The 21,682-nt window shown below is 73.0% G+C and carries 19 protein-coding genes; 3 read left to right on the top strand and 16 right to left on the bottom strand.

The annotated features are described in order from the left end of the window. Positions 1 to 13: 13 nt before the first annotated feature. Positions 14 to 1,555 (top strand): glycoside hydrolase family 10-like protein, encoded by a 1,542-nt coding sequence (locus tag ABD978_RS21575; protein WP_345357215.1) that lies wholly within the window; start codon positions 14 to 16, stop codon positions 1,553 to 1,555. Positions 1,556 to 1,653: 98 nt separating this feature from the next. Here the strand turns inward: ABD978_RS21575 and ABD978_RS21570 are convergent, their stop codons facing one another. The 3 genes from ABD978_RS21570 to ABD978_RS21560 form a co-directional block, all read right to left on the bottom strand. Beyond that, the gene (locus ABD978_RS21570) at positions 1,654 to 3,543 is read right to left on the bottom strand and encodes an N-acetylmuramoyl-L-alanine amidase (RefSeq protein WP_345357212.1); all 1,890 of its coding nucleotides are present in this window, start codon (positions 3,541 to 3,543) and stop codon (positions 1,654 to 1,656) included. A gap of 90 nt (positions 3,544 to 3,633) precedes the next feature. After that, positions 3,634 to 5,277, bottom strand: a complete 1,644-nt coding sequence (locus tag ABD978_RS21565; RefSeq protein ID WP_345357209.1) for a hypothetical protein — start codon at positions 5,275 to 5,277, stop codon at positions 3,634 to 3,636. Positions 5,278 to 5,355: 78 nt separating this feature from the next. Then, complete coding sequence (locus ABD978_RS21560; protein WP_345357206.1) at positions 5,356 to 6,789, bottom strand: DUF2079 domain-containing protein; 1,434 nt, start codon at positions 6,787 to 6,789, stop codon at positions 5,356 to 5,358. 86 nt (positions 6,790 to 6,875) lie between these two features. Between ABD978_RS21560 and ABD978_RS21555 the strand changes: the two genes are divergently transcribed. Together ABD978_RS21555 and ABD978_RS21550 are read left to right on the top strand one after the other, a co-directional pair. Beyond that, positions 6,876 to 7,448, top strand: a complete 573-nt coding sequence (locus ABD978_RS21555) for an RNA polymerase sigma factor (protein WP_345357203.1) — start codon at positions 6,876 to 6,878, stop codon at positions 7,446 to 7,448. Continuing rightward, positions 7,445 to 8,392 carry a hypothetical protein gene (locus tag ABD978_RS21550; protein ID WP_345357200.1) on the top strand — a complete coding sequence of 316 codons (948 nt, stop codon included), beginning with the start codon at positions 7,445 to 7,447 and terminating at the stop codon, positions 8,390 to 8,392. The genes ABD978_RS21555 and ABD978_RS21550 overlap by 4 nt, the downstream gene beginning before the upstream one ends. A gap of 61 nt (positions 8,393 to 8,453) precedes the next feature. On the opposite strand, the gene ABD978_RS21545 is transcribed toward ABD978_RS21550, so the two are convergent. The 13 genes from ABD978_RS21545 to ABD978_RS21485 form a co-directional block, all read right to left on the bottom strand. Next, positions 8,454 to 9,404: an electron transfer flavoprotein subunit alpha/FixB family protein gene (locus ABD978_RS21545; RefSeq protein ID WP_345357197.1), complete on the bottom strand. Its 951-nt coding sequence runs from the start codon at positions 9,402 to 9,404 to the stop codon at positions 8,454 to 8,456. Between the two features lie 11 nt (positions 9,405 to 9,415). Continuing rightward, the gene (locus ABD978_RS21540) at positions 9,416 to 10,195 is read right to left on the bottom strand and encodes an electron transfer flavoprotein subunit beta/FixA family protein (protein WP_345357194.1); all 780 of its coding nucleotides are present in this window, start codon (positions 10,193 to 10,195) and stop codon (positions 9,416 to 9,418) included. Between the two features lie 200 nt (positions 10,196 to 10,395). Continuing rightward, positions 10,396 to 11,970 carry a serine/threonine-protein kinase gene (locus ABD978_RS21535; protein WP_345357191.1) on the bottom strand — a complete coding sequence of 525 codons (1,575 nt, stop codon included), beginning with the start codon at positions 11,968 to 11,970 and terminating at the stop codon, positions 10,396 to 10,398. A gap of 65 nt (positions 11,971 to 12,035) precedes the next feature. Then, entirely contained in the window at positions 12,036 to 12,725 is a 690-nt protein-coding gene (locus ABD978_RS21530) for a hypothetical protein (RefSeq protein ID WP_345357188.1), read from the bottom strand. A 234-nt stretch (positions 12,726 to 12,959) separates the two neighbouring features. Then, complete coding sequence (locus tag ABD978_RS21525; RefSeq protein ID WP_345357185.1) at positions 12,960 to 14,525, bottom strand: serine/threonine-protein kinase; 1,566 nt, start codon at positions 14,523 to 14,525, stop codon at positions 12,960 to 12,962. Between the two features lie 33 nt (positions 14,526 to 14,558). Beyond that, entirely contained in the window at positions 14,559 to 16,208 is a 1,650-nt protein-coding gene (locus ABD978_RS21520) for a serine/threonine-protein kinase (protein ID WP_345357182.1), read from the bottom strand. A gap of 56 nt (positions 16,209 to 16,264) precedes the next feature. After that, complete coding sequence (locus ABD978_RS21515) at positions 16,265 to 17,074, bottom strand: serine/threonine-protein kinase (RefSeq protein WP_345357179.1); 810 nt, start codon at positions 17,072 to 17,074, stop codon at positions 16,265 to 16,267. Positions 17,075 to 17,140: 66 nt separating this feature from the next. Beyond that, complete coding sequence (locus ABD978_RS21510) at positions 17,141 to 17,668, bottom strand: YbaK/EbsC family protein (protein ID WP_345357176.1); 528 nt, start codon at positions 17,666 to 17,668, stop codon at positions 17,141 to 17,143. An 87-nt stretch (positions 17,669 to 17,755) separates the two neighbouring features. Then, entirely contained in the window at positions 17,756 to 18,598 is an 843-nt protein-coding gene (locus ABD978_RS21505; RefSeq protein WP_345357173.1) for a M55 family metallopeptidase, read from the bottom strand. A 56-nt stretch (positions 18,599 to 18,654) separates the two neighbouring features. After that, complete coding sequence (locus tag ABD978_RS21500; protein WP_345357171.1) at positions 18,655 to 19,047, bottom strand: hypothetical protein; 393 nt, start codon at positions 19,045 to 19,047, stop codon at positions 18,655 to 18,657. Positions 19,048 to 19,060: 13 nt separating this feature from the next. Then, complete coding sequence (locus tag ABD978_RS21495; RefSeq protein ID WP_345357168.1) at positions 19,061 to 19,876, bottom strand: heavy metal-binding domain-containing protein; 816 nt, start codon at positions 19,874 to 19,876, stop codon at positions 19,061 to 19,063. 4 nt (positions 19,877 to 19,880) lie between these two features. Beyond that, positions 19,881 to 20,750, bottom strand: a complete 870-nt coding sequence (locus tag ABD978_RS21490; RefSeq protein ID WP_345357165.1) for a heavy metal-binding domain-containing protein — start codon at positions 20,748 to 20,750, stop codon at positions 19,881 to 19,883. An 89-nt stretch (positions 20,751 to 20,839) separates the two neighbouring features. Continuing rightward, positions 20,840 to 21,619 carry an enoyl-CoA hydratase/isomerase family protein gene (locus tag ABD978_RS21485; RefSeq protein WP_345357162.1) on the bottom strand — a complete coding sequence of 260 codons (780 nt, stop codon included), beginning with the start codon at positions 21,617 to 21,619 and terminating at the stop codon, positions 20,840 to 20,842. Positions 21,620 to 21,682 lie beyond the last annotated feature (63 nt).

Here is a 21,682-nt window from a genome sequence, read left to right as displayed (position 1 = left end):
TGAGGAGAGCCACATGATCCTTCGCCGCGTCCTGTCTCTCACCACCGCCGCGCTGCTCGGCGGCGCACTCGCCGCCGGACCGCTGACCACCCCCGCCACCGCCCGGACCACGACCTCCTGCCCCGCCCCGGCCACCGCGAACCGCCAGTTGCGGGGCGTGTGGATCGCCTCCGTCACCAATATCGACTGGCCGTCCGCGCCCGGCCTGTCCGTCGCCCGGCAGCAGGCGGAGTACGTCCGCCTGCTGGACAACGCCGTGGCCCGCCACCTGAACGCGGTGTTCGTGCAGATACGGCCGACCGCCGACGCGTTCTGGCCCTCGCCGTACGAGCCGTGGTCCCAGTACCTGACCGGCACGCAGGGCAAGAACCCGGGGTACGACCCCCTCGCCTTCCTCGTACGGGAGGCGCACGCGCGCGGCCTGGAGTTCCACGCCTGGATGAACCCCTACCGGGTGTTGATGAAGGCCGACCCGAGCCTGCTGTCACCGGACCACCCGGCCCGCCGCCATCCCGACTGGACGCACCCTTACGCCGGCAAGCTCTACTACGACCCCGGCATCCCCGACGTCCGCCACTTCGTGGAGCGGGCGATGCTCGACGCGGTACGCCGCTACGACATCGACGGCGTCCACTTCGACGACTACTTCTACCCCTACCCGAGCGGCACCGCGGACTTCCCCGACGATGCGACGTTCGCCAAGTACGGCTCCGGGTTCACCGACAAGGCAGCGTGGCGGCGGCACAACATCGACCTGCTGATCCAGGAGATGGACCGCCGGATCCACGCCCTCAAGCCGTGGGTGAAGTTCGGGGTCAGCCCGTTCGGCATCTGGCGCAACAAGAGCTCCGACCCCGACGGCTCGGACACGAACGGCCTGGAGTCCTACACCGCGATCTCGGCCGACACCCGCGGCTGGGTGAAGAAACAGTGGATCGACTACCTCGCCCCGCAGATCTACTGGTACATCGGGTTCGCCGTCGCCGACTACGCCAAGCTCGTCCCCTGGTGGGCCCGCCAGGTCGACGGCACCGGCGTGCAGCTCTACATCGGCCAGGCCGACTATCGGGAGGGCGCCGCCGGACAGGCCGCGCCCTGGCAGGACCCGGCGGAGCTGTCCCGGCACCTGACGTTCGACCAGGGCTACCCGCAGGTGGCCGGGGACATCCACTTCAGCGCCAAGGACATGGACGCCGACCGGCTCGGCGCGGTGAGCCGGATGGTCGCCGACCACTACGCGCGCCCGGCGCTGGTCCCGCTGATGCCGAGGCTCGGCGGACGCGCCCCGCAGCGGCCGCACCCCGCCGTCGCGGGCTCCGCCGTGACCTGGCGGCCTGTCACGAGCGCGGCGCGGTACGCCGTCTACCGGTTCGACGGCCCGGCCGCCGCCCGGTGCGGCGTCGGCGCCACCTCACGCATCGCCGTGACCGGCGGGACGTCCTTCACGGACCCGACCGCCGAGCCCGGAAAGAACTACGTGTACGTCGTGACGGCTCTCGACCGGCTCTGGCACGAGAGCCCGGCGGCGAGGGCCCGGCCCGCCCATCTGTCCTGAGGACACCCGGCACCGCCGTGACCTCCCACTACGGGGGTCACGGCGGTACGGCGGCGGATGCGCCGGGACCCCGCGGAGTCCCGGCGCATGAGTATGAGCTAACCGACGGTCGAGACCGTCACGTCCTCGGCCTTGACGAAGTACGCGCGGTGGCCGAACTGGATCTCGTAGTACTTCGTCGCGTCCTTGTACACCACGTGCTTGGCGCTGTCGTAGGTGACGGAGTGGAAGTACTCACCGGTCTCGGTGCCGAGGAGGGCGTACTTCTGTCCAGCGGCGACCGTGTACTTCAGCGGCTCGGCGACCCGGTCCGCCGGCGGAGTGACGGAGAGCTTCGCCGGATAGGCCATGCCCCAGATCTGCGCGGACTTCTTCAGGGTGACGATCTGCCCCGGCGCGGCGACGGCCCTCCGAAGGGCCTTGGAGTTGTAGAACCACGCCTTCTGCCCGAGGTACCAGATCGCCGTCCAGCCCCCCTTCTTCTCGGCGACCGCGTAGATCTGGCCGGTCGACGCCCGCGCGGAGTGGTCGTAGACGCTCATCGTCGCCTTGCCACTTCCGGGGTGCGCGCCGACGTCCTTGACCAGCGGGGCGGTCTTGCTCGGCGCGGAGCGCAGAATGATCGACGCGCCGCCGTGCGACGGGCACTTCGCCGTGGGGTGAGCGGAGTCACAGCCGGTGTAGGCCCACTTGTTCTTGGCATAGTCCGGCAGAATCATCACCCGGCTCTGGAGCGTGGCCGCACCCTTCAGCGGCTTGCCGAGCAGGGCGAAGTAGTGCGCCCAGTCCCAGTACGGGCCCGGATCCTGGTGCATCTCTGAGACGGCGCTCATGGCCCGGCCGGGCACGTTGTCATGGCCGAGGATGTGCCCGCGGTCCAGCGGGACGCCGTAGGTCGCGGCCAGGTGGGCGACCAGCTTCGCCGAGGCGCGGTACATCGCCTCGGTGAACCACGTGCCCTTGGCGACGTAGCCCTCGTGCTCGATGCCGATCGACTTCGAGTTGACGTACCAGTTCCCGGCGTGCCGGGGGACGTCCTTGACCCGCACGTGCTGGGCGACGTGCCCGTCCTTCGACCGGATCGTGAAGTGCCACGCCAGGTAGGTCGGGTCCTGCACCGACTTCACCGCCGACGCGTACGACGACTCGGTGTCGTGGATGACGATGTAGTCGATCTTCTGCTGGGCGGGCCGGTTCGCCGTCTCGTGGTTGCCGTACTTGCTGGGGTCCTTCGAGTCCAGCTGCTTGTAGGGCGCCGGAATCCACTCGCACTTCAGGCTCGCCGGGCAGTCGGTGGCCGCGGCCGTGGCGCTCACGCCCTGGGAGGCCGCCGGGGCGGCCTTCGGGTCGGCGGCGAGCGTGACCCGATGGCCGTCGTCCGTGGTCCGGGTCTCGCCGGAGCGGATCACCGAGAAGACCTCGTCGGCGAACCAGGCGCTCCCGCCGTAGCGGGTGACGGCGGCGTACCACTGCGCCGGGTCGACGCCGAGCGGCTTGTGCGCGTCGCGCTGGTACTTCGCCAGCAGCGCCGCCCCGCCCGCGATATTGGCGGCCGGGTCGGTGCGCAGCTTCGCCGCGTCGACGCCGGTCAGCTTGGCCGCCTCCGGCAGGGTCTGAGGATCCGAGGAGGCCGCGGCGGTCTTCGGCGCGGCGGCCGTGCCGAGGTCCTCACCGCCGCCCTGCTCGACCCCGCGTCCCGAGGCGGCGGCGACCTGGGTCAGGTGCATCGGGCCGTACCCACCGCTCACGCTCGGCAGGCCGTCGTTGGCGTCCCAGCGCGACTCCAGGTACGACACGCCGAGCAGGACGCTCTCCGGCACCTTGTACCGCTTCGCCGCGGCGGCGTACGCCACCTGCCGCGTCTGCGAGGACGAGGACTGCAGACCCGCCGATGACGAGGACGAGGACTGCTGGACATAGACGGTGCCGGCGGCGAGGGCCGCCACCAGGGCGGCCCCCGCCCCTATCGCACGACGTCGGTTGGACATTCGACGCTTCCCCCAAGATCAAATCGACTCGGGGAAGAGTGCTCCGGCCCGTCATGCCGCGTCAACCGAAACGTCAGAATTCGTCGCTGTTCAGCGGACGCCGTACGCGCGGATCAGCGTCTGGTCGACCACGCCGGCGACGGCGCCGCGCAGCGACACGTAGCCGGACGACGGGTTGTGAACGACGCCGGTCCAGACCGAACCGTCCGTGTGCAGCGCGACGTCGCTCCAGGTCGCGCCGTCGTCGTAGGAGACGCGCAGCGTCGGCGTCCCGTCGGTGCCGTCCGGCACCACGCTGACCGACTGGTCGGCGCCCGCCGCTCCCCGGCTGTTCGCGTCCAGTGGCATGCGGTACCGCAGGGCCGGCAGCGCCACCTGCGGGCCGGTGCCCACGGTCAGGTTCCACACGTCGTGCTGGCGGGTGGCGAGGTCGGACCAGGGGGCGGCGCGCTCGGCGTCGATCGTGAGCGTGTACCTCCCCGGCGCGGGGGCGGCCCAGTCCTGCGCCGTACCCGGCTCGTCACTGGTGGCCACGACGTTCCCGGCGGCGTCGCGCAGGGTCGAGGTGCCGGTCATGTGCGCGTACGGGCCGAGTTGGCTCTTCGCGTCGGCGGAGGACAGCATCGACATGATCAGCGCCGGTTCCCCGCCCGGGCCGTTGGTGCTCCAGTAGATCTTGCCGACCGACGGGCCGAGCGGCGCGGCGCTCCAGCCCCGCGTGTACGACCCGGCGCTCGGGAAGTTCACCGTGCGGTACCTGACGTCGGTGTCGTCGAACGCGAACCCGCAGTCGGCGCCGGTGACGTCCTCGTCGACCCGCCAGTCGACCCCCGGCGTGAAGTACTCGGTGCGGGTGACCGGAAGCGCGCCGAGCTCCGTCCAGGGCATATAGACGACACCGCCCCAGTTGGCGCCCGCGTGGGTTCCGCCGCAGGCCGGTCCGCCCTCCGCGAGGTACGGGGTCCGCACGGCCGCCAGCGCGCTCGTCCGGGTCCGCAGGGCCGGGTTCGCGGGAATGCCGGGCGCGGAGGTGGCGAGGTCGTACACGTAGGGACTGCCGGTCTCGGCGCCGTTCCTGGTCAGCTGCGCCTGGAGGTGGTAGGTGAGCGCGCCGTCGGTTCCGGCCGGGGTGATGTAGAAGTTCGTGCCTCCGTCCAGCGCGACCGTCTCCGGCCCGTCTCCGAGGTTCTGGGTCAACTGGACGGTGAGGTTCGTCATCCGCGCGTCGGCGCGGTCCGAGGACGCCGTGACGGGCCGGCCCTTCCGGGCGTCGAGCGTGAGCGAGGTGTCCTCGGTGACGGAGACCTTCGACAGGTAGACGAGGGTGGTCGACGTGCCGCCGGTGTCCCCGGCCGTCTGGACGCGCGTGTAGACCGCGTAGTCGCCCGTGGGGAGGGTTCCCTCGACGTGCCCGTCGACCGGCGTCGCCGAGTACGAGTCACCACCGCCGAGCGCCATGAAGGCCACGAAGGGCGCGTCGTCCGTCGACGGCGCGGCGCCCTTACGGTCCAGCAGGTCGACCTTCACGGTGGCGGTCGGCCCCGCGAACCTCCGGCTGCCCAGCGGGACCGGCTTGCGCATCGGCTTTCCGGCGACGATCGGGCTCTTGAGGTCGCGCGCCTTGCCCGCCGGCGTGGACGTCGCCGGTCGCGGTGCGGCGTGGGCCGTTTGGACCGGGGCGGCGGTGAGGGCGGCCATGGCTCCGAGGGCCAGGGCGGCTCTGACGAGTGCCAAGGGATCTCCTTCGAGGGACGGGACCGCCACGAGCCGGCGGCCTTCGTTCCCTGGGTGTCCGGCACCTCGTCCGGCGTTTCAGGACCCTCTCCAGGCGACCGGGCCCTCCTTGTCTCGGGCCAGGAGGATGTAGCCGCCGGCCCGGGCGACCTCGTCGTAGTTCGCGTTGGGATGGAGGTGGTGGGAGAGGTCGAGCGGATCCCCGTCGTCCGGCGACCGCAGCCGGAACGTGATGTAGTCCGGGGTGACGCCCTTGGCGGCGCCGATCCAGTAGACCGTCGTGCGCCGGGTCAACCGGCTGATCGGCAGAACGTCGCTCTCGACGGTCGCGCCGTCCGGGATCTTCCGGAGCAGCCTCTTCACGGCGACGGTCCGGGCGTCGACCCGGTACGTCCCCCAGTGCAGGAGCGTCCCCAGCGGAAGGGTCGTCGTGAGCGCGAGGGCGGCGACCGCCACCGCGGCCGGGAGCCGGGACGCGTACTCCCGTGCCCAGCGCGGCCCGTCCGTACGGGCCCGGGTCCGCGCGACCGCGTCCACGAGCGCCAGGAGGGCGACCGGCATCAGCACGGCGCTGTAGTGCCAGTCCAGACCCCAGTAGTGGGCGTCCTGCGAGGCCAGGCGCCAGCCGATCGTCGGCACCGCGACGAGGAGGAGCGGGGACCGCAGCGCGTACAGGCCGCTGGTGGGCACCAGGATCCACAGCACGGTGCGGACCGCGATGCCGGGCGGCACGTGGCGGGCCCCGGACACGCCATGGCCGGTCAGCTTCTGCCAGTACCCGTAGTCGCCGCCGTGGTTGAACGCCGGGATCATCACCAGGAGGGCGAGGACGGTGCACGCCACCCCGAACGCGACGAGCGCGACCGCGCACGGGAGGACCCGGGAGGCGGCGGGGTTCCGCCGCGCCCGCAGGGCGACGACGAGGCCGACCGCCGCGGCCGTCAGCCCCATGTCCTCCTTGACGAGGACGAGCGGGAGCGCCCACGCCATCGCCGCCCACCACCGCCCGCGCAGGATCGCCTCCAGCGACAGGGCGAGCAGCGGCATGGCGAACGCGATCTCGTGGAAGTCGAACTCGATCGCGCGCTGGACGCCCCAGGACAGCCCGTAGGCGACGCCGATCGCCAGGCCCCGCCCGCGCCCGAGAAGGCGCGCCGCGACCCGGGTGATCGGGATGGCGGCGGACGCGAACAGCGCCGCCTGGACGACGAGCAGGGTGACCGGCGTCGGGAAGATCCGGTAGAGCGGTGCGAGCAGCGCGATGATCGGGCTGAAGTGATCGCCGAGGATGTTCGCGCCGGGGCCCTTGATGTCCACGATCGGGGCGCGCAGGTGCGCGTAGCCGCGGACGGCCTGCTCGAAGATCCCCAGGTCCCAGGACAGCGTCGCCATGCGGCGATACCGCGCGAGCGACAACGCCGCGTACGCGACGAGGAAGGCGCCCGCGAGCCAGTACGGATCCCGGCGAGGTTCCGCCCAGGAGCGGCGAACTGCCCGGACATAGGTGATCATTCCGCGAAATGTTACGGGTCGGCCGGACAGGTTCGGGGTGAGCGCACGCACTGCGCGGGCCGGTACCCGAGCGAGAGGAGAGAGGCTTGGAACCTCTCGACCACAGGAAGCGAAGATTCGCGGAGATCTACGCGGCCTGTCACGACCCCGTTCTCGGCTACGTCATGCGACGCACCGAGAACGGGCACGACGCCGCGGACGTCCTCGCCGAGACCTTCCTGATCGCCTGGCGGCGGCTCGACGACGTACCCACCGGCGACGGGGCCCGTCCCTGGCTGTACGGCGTGGCGAGGCGGGTCCTCGCCAACCATCGCCGCGGGGAAAGGCGGCGCACGGCTCTCGGCGACCGGTTGCGCGCCGATCTGGAGGTCTCCGTCCAGGCGATCGAGGACCGCGAGGCGTCCGGCGCGGTCGCCGACGCGTTCCGCGGCCTGTCCGAGGACGACCGCGAGCTGCTGTCGCTGGTCGGCTGGGAGGGCCTGGACGCCGGACAGATCGCGACGGTCCTCGGCTGCTCGCGCAACGCCGTACGGATCCGGCTGCACCGCGCGCGCAAGCGGTTCGCCCGCGCGCTCGCGGACCGGGAGGCCAGAGAAGCCCGGGAGACCCGCGCGGAGACCCACCACCACGCGCGGATCGCGAAGGGGGAACACGCATGAACCACGAAGAGCTGATCGGGCGACTGGCGCCCGTCACGGACGAGGAGGCGGCCCACATGGTGAGCCCGAGGACCAAGAGCGACCTGGCCGAGCGGATCACGTCCACCGCCGTACCGGAGAGACGACCGGCACGGCGCCGCCGGGCCCTGGTCATCGGCCTGCCGCTGGCCGCGGCGGGGGTCGCCGCGTCCGTCGTCGCCGCGTCCGTGCTGTCCGGTTCACCGTCCCCGCAGAGGCAGACGCCGCAGGCGGTGCGGAGCGTCTCGCCGAAGATCCAGTTGGCGGCGCTGACCTTCTCCACCCAGGGCCGGTACCTGATCGTGAAGGTCAAGGACCCGCTCGCCGATCCGGCGCGGTACCGGAAGGAGTTCGCCGCGCACGGGATGAACATCGACCTGAGGCTCGTCCCGGCGTCGCCGTCGATCGTCGGCACAGTGGTGATGTCGGAGGGCGCGATCAAGGACATGACGGCGCGGGGCAAGTGCCGCACCGGAGGCGGCGGTGACGAGTGCCCGGTCGGCGTGAAGATCCCGATCGACTACAAGGAACACGCGACGGTCGTGTTCGGACGGGCGGCCCGGCCCGGCGAGCAGTACAGCTCCTCCGCCCCGGTCGACGCGCCGGGCGAGGTGATGCACGGGCTGACGTACCGCGGCCGCACGGTCGCCGAGGTCCTGGCGACGCTGAAGAAGCGGCACGTCACCGTGCCGCAGTATCGGTACGAGGCGGGGAACGGCGACAACCGGCCGTACCAGAACGGCGTGCCGCCGACGAAGGTGCAGCCGGGATGGTTCGTGCACGACGCCGTCCCGTGGGCGCAGGACCAGGTCCTGCTGTTCGTCGGCCCGACCCGCCGGGTGCACCAGGGCCCGCCGTCGCCCGGGGCACCCGTCGCCACCCCCACCGCGCCCGGGGCGCCCGTCACCACTCCGACCGCACACTGACGTTCCCCGAACGCGGCGACGCCCCGGCGGGAGATCCGCCGGGGCGTCGTCGCGCGCGAGGTCACTTGCGCTTGGTGATCTCCTCGGTGAGCTGCGGGGCGACCTGGAACAGGTCGCCGACGATGCCGTAGTCGACCAGCTCGAAGATCGGCGCGTCCGGGTCCTTGTTGATCGCGACGATCGTCTTGGAGGTCTGCATGCCGGCCCGGTGCTGGATGGCGCCCGAGATGCCGACCGCGACGTACAGCTGCGGCGACACCGTCTTGCCGGTCTGGCCCACCTGGAAGGTGTGGGGGTACCAGCCGGCGTCGGTCGCGGCGCGCGAGGCGCCGACGGCCGCGCCGAGCGAGTCGGCCAGCTCCTCGATGAGCTTGAAGTTGTCGGCGCCGCCGACACCCCGGCCGCCGGAGACCACGATCGCGGCCTCGGTCAGCTCCGGGCGCTCGCCCTTCTCCTGCACGACCTTCTCGACGACCTTGGCCGCCTTGGCCGCGTCGGACAGCGTCACCGACACCTGCTCCTCGGCCGGCGTCGACGGCGCGGCCTCGGGGGCGGTGGAGTTCGGGCGCACCGCGATGATCGGCGTGCCCTTCGACACCTTCGCGTGCGAGACGATCGCGCCACCGAAGATCGAGTGCTCGCCGACGAAACCGTCCGCAACGTCGACGACGTCGGTGAGGACGCCGGACTCGGTCTTGACCGCGAGACGTCCCGCGATCTCCTTGCCCTCGCCCGTCGCGGCGACGAGGACCGCCGCCGGCGACGTGTCGGCGACGAGCTGCGCAAGGAGCTCGGCCTTCGGCGCGACGACGTAGGAGGTCAGCTCCTCGTCGGCGGCGACGTAGACCTTGGCCGCGCCGTACTCGGCCAGCTTGTCCTTGGCGCCCTCGTAGCCCGGGCCGATCCATACCGCCGCGGCGTCGCCGTGCCGGCGCGCGAGCGTCAGCAGCTCGAAGGTGACCTTCTTGACCTCTCCGTCGACATGGTCGACGAGGACGAGAATCTCCGCCATTTCCCCGCCTCTCAGATGAACTTCTTGGACGCGAGGAACTCGGCGACCTTCACGCCGCCGTCGCCCTCGTCCTTGACGATCTGGCCCTTCTCGCGCGGCGGCGCGTCGGCGAAGTCGACGACCTCGGTCGAGGCTCCGGCGAGCCCGACCTTGGCGGCGTCGATCTCGGCGTCGGCGACGGCGAGCTTCTCGACCGGCTTCTTCTTGGCCGCCATGATCCCCTTGAACGAGGGGTACCTCGGCTCGTTGATCTTCTCGACGACGCTGACGACGGCGGGAAGGCTCGCCTCGACACGGTCGAAACCGTAGTCCGTGAGCCGCTGCGCCTTGAGCGAGGAGCCGTCGATCTCCACCTTGTTGGCCAGCGTCACCTGGGGCACGCCGAGCCGCTCGGACAGCATCGCGGCCAGCAGGCCCGTACGGGCGTCGGTCGACTCCGCACCGAGGATGACGATGTCGAAGCCGATCTTCTTGAGCACCTGCGCGAGCGCGTAGGAGGTCGACAGCGCGTCCGAGCCGTGCAGCGCCTCGTCCGACACGTGAACGGCCTTGTCGGCACCCATGGCCAGGGCCTTGCGGATCGACTCCGACGCCTTCTCGGGACCCATGGTGAGGACGGTCACCTCACCGCCGTGGGCCTCCTTGATGGTCAGGGCCTCCTCGACGGCGTACTCGTCGAGCTCGTTGATGACGCCATCGGCGGCCTCACGGTCGAGGGTCTTGTCGTCGGACCGCAGCTTGCGTTCGGTCGCCGTGTCGGGAACCTGCTTCACGCAGACGACGATGTTCATATGGTGTCCGCCCTCCCTGCACACTTCATCTACGCGCTCCTCCGGCACGACGGGCGCCGCCCCTGCGGGCGACGCGGGCTGACGCGTTGGACGCCCCAAGCCTGCCAAACGCCCGAAAGTGATTCGGCCCCGGGGCATCCCCTCGCATCGCCCCCGATGTTACCCACGGGTAGCGACTCCGCAAAGTCCGTCTGCCCCGATCAAGGCACGATGACCGGCCACCATGCCGGGAACGGGATGCCGACCACCGCCAGCGCCAGCGTTCCGGCGGCCAGCACGGCCAGGGCCAGCCGGACCCGACGGTGTTCGGCGGCGTAGCGTGCGCGCACGAGCGCCGCCGCGACCGCGAGCACGCCGAGGGGCAGCGCCAGGGCCCGGTCGCGCGGCACGACCGACCACCAGGTGATCCCGAGCACCGCGCCGTACCCGACCACCATGGCGAGGACCAGCGCCACCAGCCGCACCACCGTCTGCGCCGGAACCGCGACGAGAGCGGCGAGGACCGACCCCAGACGGGCGAGCCGGCCGACCCGGGCGGCCGTCCGGCGGCGGGCGCGCGCGATGGCGTCCCAGGCGTAGCCCGCGGCACAGGCCGACAGGATCGTCGCGACGGCCAGGACCGGCAGGGCGTAGCAGGCGGCCGGAACGGCGAGCGCCACCGTTCCCCGCAGCAGGCGCGACGGCAGACCGCGGCGCCGGCCTTTGGAGCCGGACTCGACGGGCCGCTCCCCCACCGGGAATTCCTCCGGGCCTGGAGGCTCGCCCGCCATCGGGGCGGCGGGAGCGTCCGGGACGGCGGCCGCCTCGACGACCGGATCACCCGATGCCCGGTCCGCTTCCCGGAACCGGTCCGCCGGAGCGGAACCGACCGGCGCCCGACCCGCCGAAGCCCGACCGTCCGGAGCCGGGCCGACTCGAGTCCGGCCGTCCGGCGCCGGGGCGGCCGTCGCCGGCGGTCGGCTGGGGACGACGGTCGGCCGGGGCCGGTTCCGCACCGCGAGCTCCTCCAGGAGGTCGCCCGTGCCCGGACGCGACTCCGGGTCGAGCGCCAGCGCGGCCTCCAGCGTCGCCCGCAGCCCGCCCGGCACGCCGCGGAGGTCGTGGCGGCCGCGCAGCACGCGGGAGAAGATCGCCTGCGCCGGCCCCGGCCCGTACGGCGATCGGCCGGTGGCCGCGAACGCGACCGTGCCCGCCCAGGAGAAGACGTCGGCGGCCGGTCCGGCCCGTTCCCCGTCGAGGATCTCCGGGGCCAGGTAGCCGGGCGTGCCGATCGCCGTGCCGGTACGCGTCAGCCGGGTCGCGTCCAGCACGTGCGCGAGGCCGAAGTCGATGACGACCGGATCGCGGTCGACGAGGATCACGTTGGCCGGCTTGAGGTCGCGGTGGACGACCCCGGCCGCGTGGATCACGTGCAGCGCGCGGGCCAGCCCGCGCGCCACCCTCAGCAGCCCCGTGCCCCGGATCGGGCCGTCGCGGCGCACGCACATGTCCAGGGAGCGGCCCTGGACGTACCTGGTGACGACGTACGGACGGCGGCCGGTGAAGTCCGCGTCGACCACCTCGGCGACGTACGGGCTGCGGACCCGGCGCATCGTCGCGACCTCGCGTTCGAGGCGACGGCGGGCCAGCGGATCGCGGGCGACGGCGGGATGCAGGATCTTGACCGCGACCGTGCTGCCGTCCGGGGCCAGCGCGAGGTGCACCTCGCCCATGCCGCCGACACCGATCTCCTCAAGGAGCCGGTAGGGGCCGAGACTCTCGCGCAGGGACGTCATTGGGGGGATTCCGCGGTCGACGGGCTACCGCATGATCGTAAATGTTCGGCCCGGCGGGCCCCCGGTCACGACACGCGCTGTTGGATCGAGGTCTGGAACCGGGAGAGCTCCTGGGCGATGGTGTTCTCCAGCTCGTACATGGGGGCGAAGGTCGGCCTGAGCACGATCGCCGCGGCCAGGACGGCGAGTGTCACCACGCACAGGAGCGCTCCGATCACCGCGATCCGGCGCGGTCCCGAGGCGAGCGCGATGAACACCTGCACGAGATGCCGGCGGGGCACCCGGACGCCCGGCGCGGCCAGCAGGACGAACGCCGCGGCCCCGGCCCCCCAGGCCGCCGCGACCAGCGGCGCGACCTGGACGTCGACGGCCGCCGCCGCCATGATCGCCATCGGCACGACGACCGCGAACACCACGGCGTAGGGCACGGTGAGCAACGTCCCCGCGACGCCGCGGATCAGGTCCAGCGGCGCGGTCAGCGGGCCGACCGTCAGCCGCAGCGGCGTCGCGGGATGCCGGCGCGCGTGCGCCTGCCCGGCCCGTAGGTACGACGCGCCCGCCAGCGCCAGCAGGAGCCCGAAGAACGGCGTGATGACGGCGAGCCCGAACACGCTCGCGACGACGAGATACGTGAAGAGCCGTGACCAGCCCTCGACGACGGCGTCGACGGTCTCCTGGGCCTCCAGCGGCGGGTCGGAGACCGCGCCGGATGTCTCATCCCACGTCATCGGTGCGCGGCGCGTGCCCCCGGCCATCGGGCCGGAGAGGAACGCCGTTCCCTCCTCGAAAATGTCGCTGGGGTCCCCGCATCGGGCGGACGTGAAGGCGATGCCACACTACCGTGCCACGGGGTCCGACCGGCGCGAAGCGGCCGACACGCCGCGCGTGTCCGCGAGCCCGTGGCGGCGTCGTCCACCCGAGCGGGGACGCACCGCGGGTGTCCGCGAACCCGTGCCGATGTGGTCCGCCCCGAGGGGACCCGCCGCGCGTCAGTGATTCAGGAGCGTGGCGATCCGGTCCGTGAGCTCGGCGATGGCACCGGCCCGGTCGCCGATCGGCCACCAGCGCGGCCGGGCCAGCCACCCGGCCGCGACCGCGAGCGAGGTGATCCCGGCCAGGCACAGGCCCACCGACGCGGCCTGCCGGGGCCTCTGGGCCACCGCCGACAGCAGCCGGACCAGCTGGCGGCGCGGCGCCATGACGCCGGGACCCGCGAGCGTCACGCAGGCGAACACCGCCGCACTCCACCGGGCCACGGCGTCTGGCCAGGAGAGGGAGTGCGTGGCGGACCAGACGAGCAGCGCCAGGGCGGTCACCGCCGCCGCCACGCCCGCGTACAGCAGGGCGGGCACCAGCGCTCCGGTGGACCGGCTCAGCGACTCCGGCACGCGCAAGGGCGCCAGCGCGAGGTCCTCGGCCCCACGGACCGGCGTCCGGCGGGAGCGGACGGCCGAGTCCCCCGCCCGCAGGTACCAGGCGCCCGCCACCACGACGGGGAGGCCGACGACGGGGGCCACGGCGCAGACCGCCACGGCCGTGAGGATCACCAGGTAGGCGAGCAGCTTGTACCAGCCGAGCGCCACACGCGGCGCCGGATGGGGCGGGAACGATCCGGACGGCGGGCCCGCCGGCGGCTCGGAAGCGCGCGCCGCCGCGAAGGGGCCGGAGGGCCGGGAGTTCGGCGGCGTCCCGGTGCGGCCCGCGGCGTCAGCGGACGGGCCCATGGCAGTCGCGCCGATGGGCGGTGGGGCGCCGAGGTCGAGCACCCGCACCCGGCCCGCCAGTTCCGCCGCGGCCGGCCTGGCCTCCGGGTCGCGGGCGAGGGCCATGCGCAGCAGCGGTTCGAGGGACGGCGGGACGCCGTCGAGGTCGGGGTTGCCGGTGAGGATGCGGGCCAGCACCGCCTCCAGCGAGCCGCCCCCGAACGGCGCGCGCCCGGTCGCGGCGAACGCGACGGTCGCCGCCCACCCGTAGACGTCGACCTCGGGGCCGGGCGGCTTGCCGTCGATGATCTCCGGCCCGAGGTAGCCCGGCGTGCCGACGACCATTCCGGTCTGGGTGAGCCGGGTGGCGTCCATCCCGTGGGCGATGCCGAAGTCGATCACCACCGGCGCCCCGTCGACCATCATGACGTTGTTCGGCTTGAGGTCCCGGTGGACGACGCCCGCCCGGTGGATGGCGACCAGCGCCTCGGCCAGGCCGACCGCCACGCGCGCCAGCGGCCCGCCGGACAGTGGCCCGGCCGCCCGGACCACGCCGTCGAGCGGGTGGCCGTCGATGAAGCGGGTGACGATGTAGGGGCGTTCGGCCGCGACGTCGGCGTCGAGGACCTCGGCGACGTAGGGGCTCCGCACCCGCCGCATCGTGTCGACCTCGCGGGCCAGCCGCCGCCGGAAGGTCGTGTCCTCGGTGTACTCCGTCCGCACGACCTTCAGGGCCACCTCGCGGCCGATGTCGTCGACCGCCCGATGGACGACGCCCATGCCCCCCTCGCCGAGGGTCGCCACGACCCGGTAGGGGCCGACCTTCTCCACCGAGGCGTCCTCCACTGGCATGGTTCGATCTTCCTTTGTCGGGTGCCGCCCGGGTCAGCCGCCGAGCAGGCTCCGGATTCCGGAGCGCACGTGAGCGAGGTTCCTCGTGAACGACCCGCCGGCGAACGGCCGCAGATCCGGCGTCTGGCTGAGCGCGAAGGACACGATCAGGAAGACGACGAATCCTATGACGGCCAGCGCGATCAGCGCCTGGTTGCGTCGCGGCAGCACGGCGCCCCAGAACCGGGCGAGCTGCCGGCGCGCGGGCTCGCTGCCCGGCCCCAGGCACTGCACGATCACGAACGCCGCCGCGCCCAGCGCGACCGCCCGCGGAATCGGCAGCGCGGACTTGGCGACCAGCCCGATCAGCAGCACGACGGTGCCGGCCATGATCGCCAGGGGGCTGACCAGCAGCATGCCCAGCGCCGCCCGGACCGCCGTGAACGGCGACTTGACGATCACCGCGGCCAGGTCGCCCGAGCGCGGTCCGCGCCGGGTGCGCTTGGAACTGAGCTCCTTGTGGCCGCGGTCGGCGGTCCGCAGGACGAGAAGGACGGCCAGCACGACGATCAGCGCGATCGTGGGCGTCACGAGGGACAGCCCGACCCCGCCGACGAGGAGCAGCAGGCTGAGGAAGCGGTAGACGCCGTACGGCTTCGGCTCGTCCGGCCGTGGCGGCTTCGGCGGGCGCTGCGGCTTCGGCGGGGGCGGGGCGTATCCGGGCGCGTTCTCCCGCCCCTGCGGGCCGTACGGGGAACGGGCGTACGGCTGCGGGGGCGGCGCCGGCGGCAACTGGCCCACGAAGTCGCGCGGGCGGGCCGGGGCCGGGGCCGGCGGCGGGGCCGAGACCGCGGTGAGCCGCTTGGTATGGGACGACGGCGGGTCCAGCCGGGTGGCGTCGACGTCGATGCGCCTGGTCAGCTCGACGAGGGCGTGCGCGGTGGGCCGCTCGGCCGGGTTGCGCGCCATCGCCGCGCGGACGACCGGGAGCAGCGCCTCGGGGACGCCGTCCAGATCCGGCCGCCCCTCCATGATCTTGTAGAAGATCGACTCGAACGTGCCGCCGCCGAACGGCGCCCGCCCGGTCGCGGCGTACGCGATCGTGCCGGCCCAGGCGTGGACGTCCGCGGGCGCGCCGGCGTCCTCCCCCTCGATGATCTCGGGCGCGAGGTAGCCGGGAGTACCGATGACGAGCCCGGTCGCGGTCAGCCGGGTCGCGTCGACGCCCTGCGCGATGCCGAAGTCGATGACGACCGGCTCGCCGTTCTCCAGGAACATGACGTTGCCCGGCTTCAGGTCCCGGTGCACGATGCCGGCGTCGTGGACGGCGGTCAGCGCGACGGCCAGCCCCGTCGCCAGCCGCTGCAGCGCCTCGCCGCGCAGCGGGCCGTCGTCCTGGACCGTCTGCTCCAGGGTCCGGCCGGGGACGAACTGGGTGACGACATAGGGCGGCTCGGCCGTGACGTCCGCGTCGACGATCTCCGCGACGTGCGGGTTGTGCACCCGGCGCATGGAGTCGACCTCGCGGGCCAGCCGCCGCAGGGCCGTCTGGTCGGAGGCGACGCCGGGCCGCAGGACCTTGACGGCGACCTTGCGGCCGAAGGGATCGGTGGCGAGATGCACGACCCCCATCCCGCCTTCCCCGATCTTCTCGACCAGGCGGTATCGGCCGATGCTCTCGCCGGACGTCTCTACCCCCTCCATAGAAGCGTCACGATACCTGGGCATGTGTCACCTCACGGCCTCCCTGGCGGAACCGATCACCAAGCCGGGACCGGCCGCCGCTCGGCCAGGCTGCCCGCCAGCCGGGACGCGGCCGGGCGCTCGGCCGGGTCGCGGGACAGGGCCCGGCGCAGCAGCGGCAGCAGCGCCTCGGGCACGCCGTCCAGGTCGGCGGCCCCGCGCAGCACCCGGAAGCAGACGCCGTGCAGCGATCCGGCCCCGAACGGCGGCCGGCCCGTCGCCGCGAACGCCACGGTCGCGGCCCACGAGAAGATGTCGGACGCCTCGCTGCAGCGGCCGCCGTCGATCAGCTCGGGCGCGACGTAGCCCGGCGTCCCGGTCAGCACGCCCGGCTGCGTGGCCTCCTCGGTCCCGGCGTCCCGCGCGATGCCGAAGTCGATGATCTTGGGCACGCCGCCGAGCACCATGACGTTTCCGGGCTTGAGGTCCCGGTGCAGCACACCGGCGCCGTGCACGGCCGCCAAGCCCCGCGCGAACCGCTCCGCGAAGCCCCGCAGCGCCTCCTCCCACAGCGGCCCGTACGTCGTCACCAGGTCCCGGAGAGGCACCCCCGGGACGAACTCGGTGACGAGGTGGGGACGGTCGCCGTCCAGGCAGGCGTCGAACACCTCGGCGACGTACGGGCTGCGCACCCGCGCCATCGTCCGGGCCTCGCGGGCCAGGCGACGGCGGACGGCCGGATCGTGCGCGAACTCGCGCCGCGGCTCCTTCACCGCGACCGTCCGCCCGAACCGGTCCGTGGCGCGGTACACCACGGACGTGGCCCCCTCGCCGACCCGCTCCCGCAGCTCGTACGAGCCGAGTGGCGCAACTCCCGTCGCGTTCATGCCCGGTTTGACGCTGGATGCGCTCCGGAGGTTCCGAACGGTGCCGGCCCGAAGGGTCGCCGGAGCTCAGCGGGCGAGGCTCTCGATGACCTCGGCCGAGGCGAGCGCGGCGAGCGCCGTGCCGGGCACGACCAGCTTGGAACGCCGCACCCCGCTGCCGACGACGACATGCGGGGTCTCGACGACGGCCCGGTCGACCAGGACCGGCCACTCGGCGGGCAGACCGAACGGCGTGATCCCGCCGTACTCCATGCCGGTCTCGGCCACGGCCTGCTCCTGCGGCGCGAACGAGGTCTTCCGCGCGTCGAGCCGGCGCCGTACGACGCCGTTGACGTCGGCGCGCGTGGTCGCGAGCACCACACACGCCGCGAGCCGCACCTCGCCGCCCCGCTTGGCGGCGACGATCACGCAGTTGGCCGACGCGTCGAGCGGAGTGCCGTACCGCTCGCAGAACGCGGCGGTGTCGGCGAGCTCCGGGTCGATCTCGGCCGCCTGGAAGGCGTCCTCGCCCTTCCAGGCGCGGATCGCGTCCGCCACGGGCGCGGCGAGCAGATCGGTACGGTCAAGGGCGGGCTCGAGCGAAAGTCCCCACATGGCACGTCACCCTACCGACCGTGATCCGTGGCGCCGTCCGGTGTGGCAGGGCTCTCGGCCGTACGGGCCGACCCGTACGGCCGGCGCTCAGCCGTAGTGCTGGCCGGTGCAGCCGACGCTGCCGCCGATCGAGGCCATGATGCCGAGCACCCCGAGGATGTCGGCGTAGTCGTCGGTGGTGAACTCGACCGACCGGGGGCCGAGCCGCTTGATGCCCGGGATCATGGCGCAGGACTCCGCCATCGCGGTGGACGCCCAGTCGATGCCCAGCGTGTACGGGGACGGCACCGTGTACGGGCGGCGGCGGCTCAGGTCCCCGAGGGCGCGGCCGGCCGCCTCCCGGATCCGGGCCTGCGCGCGGACAGGCGGCAGAATCTGTGCGGAGTAGCGGTCGATGCCCTTCTTCACCGCGACCGTCTCGACGTCGCCGAGCACCTCGCGGGCCTCCGCACACGCCGCCTCGTCGCCCGCCACCAGCGCGACCGGCACGCCCATCGACCCGGCCAGCGCGGCGATCAGCCGGATCTCGCCGCAGATCTCGCCGTTCAGGTAGAGGTTCTGGATCTCATAGCCCATCCACGTGTGGTTGAGCACGCCGTGCGGCACGCCCGCGCGGGCGTGGTAGCCCACGAACATCGCCGCGTCGTGGCCGGTGTCGAGCCCCTGCCCCATGCGCAGCGGACGGTACGGCCCGCGGATCAGCGTGCACCGCTCGTCGATGAGGTCGGCGCGGATGTTCTTCGTGCTGCCGTGCGCGTCGGTGACGATCACCTCGTCCGCTCCGGCGTCGAACGCCCCGGCCACCGCGGCGTTCGCGTCGGCGGTCATCAGCTCGCAGCCGCGCTCGTAGCCGCGCCCGCCGGCCCGCATCTCATCCGGATCGGTGAGCCCGGACACGCCCTCCATGTCGACCGAGACGAACACCCGCACTGACGACTCCCTTCACGAAAACGGCGCCTCGACCGTACATCGTGGGCGTCCGCGGGTCAGCCGCCGGTGACCAGGCGGCGCAGCGCCTCGGCGGCACGGGCGTCCGCCTCGGCCTGGGCGATGAGCTCCTCGGTGAGCGCGCGTACCCACACGTCGAGCGTCACCTGGTCCCGGGACAGCACGACGCCGCGTACCTCGTGGTGGATCTCGCCCGTCGGCCGCCCGCCGTTCCCGGCCGTGAGGAACAGCGTGCGCTCGCCGAGCCGGACGACGATCCGGTGGGCCCGCCCGTCGCGGCCGCGCAGGCGATCGCCCAGGCTCCGCTCGTAGTCGACGGTCACGCAGCCGGGCGGCAGCGCGTCGGCGAGCGTGCCGGTGAGCACGCGGGCGTACGTCCCGAGGTCGGCGGTGTCGCGGCGCAGCGCGGCGGCCACCATGTCGAAGTCCATGGCCATCAGTGAATCAGCGGTCCAGCCCGAGCACCATCTGCGGCTTGGCGATGACGTGATCGGCGCGGAGCGGCCGGACGGCCGTGCCGATCGCGAAGAACTCCATCGTGTGGCCGCCCCACTGGTGGTGGAACTGGTCGAGGTAGACGCCGACGATGCCCTCGGCGTGCAGGGCCTGCGCCTCGGCCTGCATGCGGGTCATCGCCAGCTCCCGCGCGTCGTACAGCGCCTGGGTGAACTCCGGGATCTCGACGTTCTGCCCCACGCTGCCGAGCACCGAGCCGAGCCGGCGGTGCGCGACGTGGTACACGCAGGTGCCCATCACCATGCCCAGCGGCGCGTACCCGGCCTGGATCAGGGTCCAGAAGTCCTGGCCGTTCAGGTCGGAGGTGAACGGCTGGTTCTTGTTGTTCCGCCAGTTCTGGGAGGTGTCGTCGGCCTTGACCGCGGTGCCGATGGCGATGAACTCGGCGATGTCGCTGCCGAAGTCGCGGAACTCCACGCGCAGCCGGACGCCCACGATGCCGTCCGCGCCGAGCTGGTCGGCCTCGGCCTCCATGCGGGTCATCGCCAGCTCCCGCGCGTGGTACATCGCGCCGGAGAGCTGGTCCAGCTCCATGTTCTTGCTCCACCGGCCGACCTGGATGCCGACGTGGTAGATCGAGCTGCCCAGCACCAGCCCCAGTGGGCGGAACCCGGCCTCCCGGACGAGCAGGAACTCGTTCACGGACAGGTCGCTGGTGAACAGCGCCCCGGGCGCGCCTGGCCGCAGCTCGGCGAGCCGGGTCATCGCGTCGGCGGGAACTCCCTGGGCGACGGGATCGGTCATCTGGTCACAACCTCATGATGTTCAACGGGCGGATCGGGCGGTGCGGGACGCGGAACTCGGCGATCGCGGTTCCGAGGATCGTGGTCTCGACGATGTGGTCGTGCTGGTGGTCGGAGACGGTGCAGGGGCGTTCCTCGACGCGCAGGTCGATGTCGGAGACGACGACGCCGTCGGCGCCGGTGCGCTTGGCGTCGGCGTGCAGGCGCTTGCGAGCGTCGCGCCGTGTCATCGCCACGAGCTCGGTCCAGCCGCCGACCTCCTGCGCGGCCGCGAACCGGCGGGCCGACCGGTTCGTCCGCCAGTCATCGTGCCGGATGCCGACGGAGGCGCCGATCGCGAGGTCGACCGGCACCCAGCCGGTCTCGATCAGCTTCGCGAACTCCTGCCCGCCGACATGGGACAGGAAGACCCGGCGCGGCCGGACGGGCCCACGGGCGCGCACGGCCGTGCCGAGCACCTGGAACTCCAGGTGCTGGGCCGCTCCCTGGAACGGCGCGATCGTCAGATCGACGGCCACGACGCCGTCACCGCCCAGGGCGGCGCACTCGGCCGCCATCCGGTCCATGGCGGTGCGCCGGGCCCGGTAGAGCGTGTCGATGTAGGCGCCGAAGCCGCCCAGCCACGCGGGCCCACTCGACGTGATCGTGGTGGTGCCGCCACCGAACAGGGCGGGCACGTACCCGCAGTTCACCGAGGCGCGGTAGAACCGGCCCAGGTTGTAGACCGTGCTGCCCATGACCTGGCCGACCGGCTCGAACCCGACGGCTCGCAGGGCCGCGAACTCGTCCACGGTGAGGCCGGAGGTCCAAGTGCCGCCCTGCCGGGCCTGGTCGAGCCGCGCCTGAGCCGCGGGCGGCAATGGTTCGCTCGGCACCCCGTCCCCTCTCCCCGCGTCCGGCCGGACGCGTCGATCTGTCCTGTGACGTCCGGAGCGGACGCCGGGTTCCCTCCTGGCCCTCCCGGTCAGCGGCCGGTGAACCGCGCCTTGCCGGGGCCCTCCTCGACGAAGCTGCGCATGCCGTTCTTCTGGTCCTCGGTGGCGAACAGGCCCGCGAACTGCAGCCGCTCGATCTCCAGCCCGGTGGCCAGGTCGGTCTCCAGGCCGGCGTCGATCGCCTGCTTGGCGGCGCGCAGCGCGACCGCCGGGCCCTCGGCGTACCGCGCGACCAGTTCGGTGGCGGCCGCGTACACCTGGTCGTCCGGCACGACCCGGTCCACCAGGCCGATCGCCAGGGCCTCCTCGGCACCGACGTGCCGTCCGGTGAAGATCAGGTCCTTGGCGCGGGACGGGCCGATCAGCCGGGGCAGCCGCTGGGTGCCGCCGGCGCCGGGGATGACGCCGAGCTGGATCTCCGGCTGACCGACCTTCGCCGACTCGCCGGCGACGCGGAAGTCGGCGCACAGCGCGAGCTCCAGGCCACCGCCGAGGGCGTAGCCCGTGATCGCGGCGACGACCGGCCTGCCGATCCGCGCCACGGCGTTCAACGCGTCCTGCAGCGCCCGGGCGTGCCCGGTGGCCTGGGCGTACGGCAGCTCGGCCATCTCCTTGATGTCCGCCCCGGCCACGAACACCCGCTCGCCGCCGTACAGCACGACGGCCCGGACGGCCGGGTCAGCGTCCACGGCCCGCGCCGCCTCGGCCAGCTCGGCCACCACCTGCGCGTTCAGGGCGTTCACCTTCGGCCGGTCCAGCCGGATCGTGGCGACGGCCCCCTCGACCTCCACGCGTACGAACTCGCCCACGGCGCCTCCCTCATCGACTGCGGTGCGTCGCGAGCGTAACGTCCGCCGGCCCGCGGTCCACGT

It is taken from the genome of Actinoallomurus liliacearum (genome assembly GCF_039542035.1).
Taxonomy (GTDB): domain Bacteria; phylum Actinomycetota; class Actinomycetes; order Streptosporangiales; family Streptosporangiaceae; genus Actinoallomurus; species Actinoallomurus liliacearum.
Note: the sequence above shows the minus strand (reverse complement) of the source record. Positions and strands in the feature narration are given on the sequence as shown.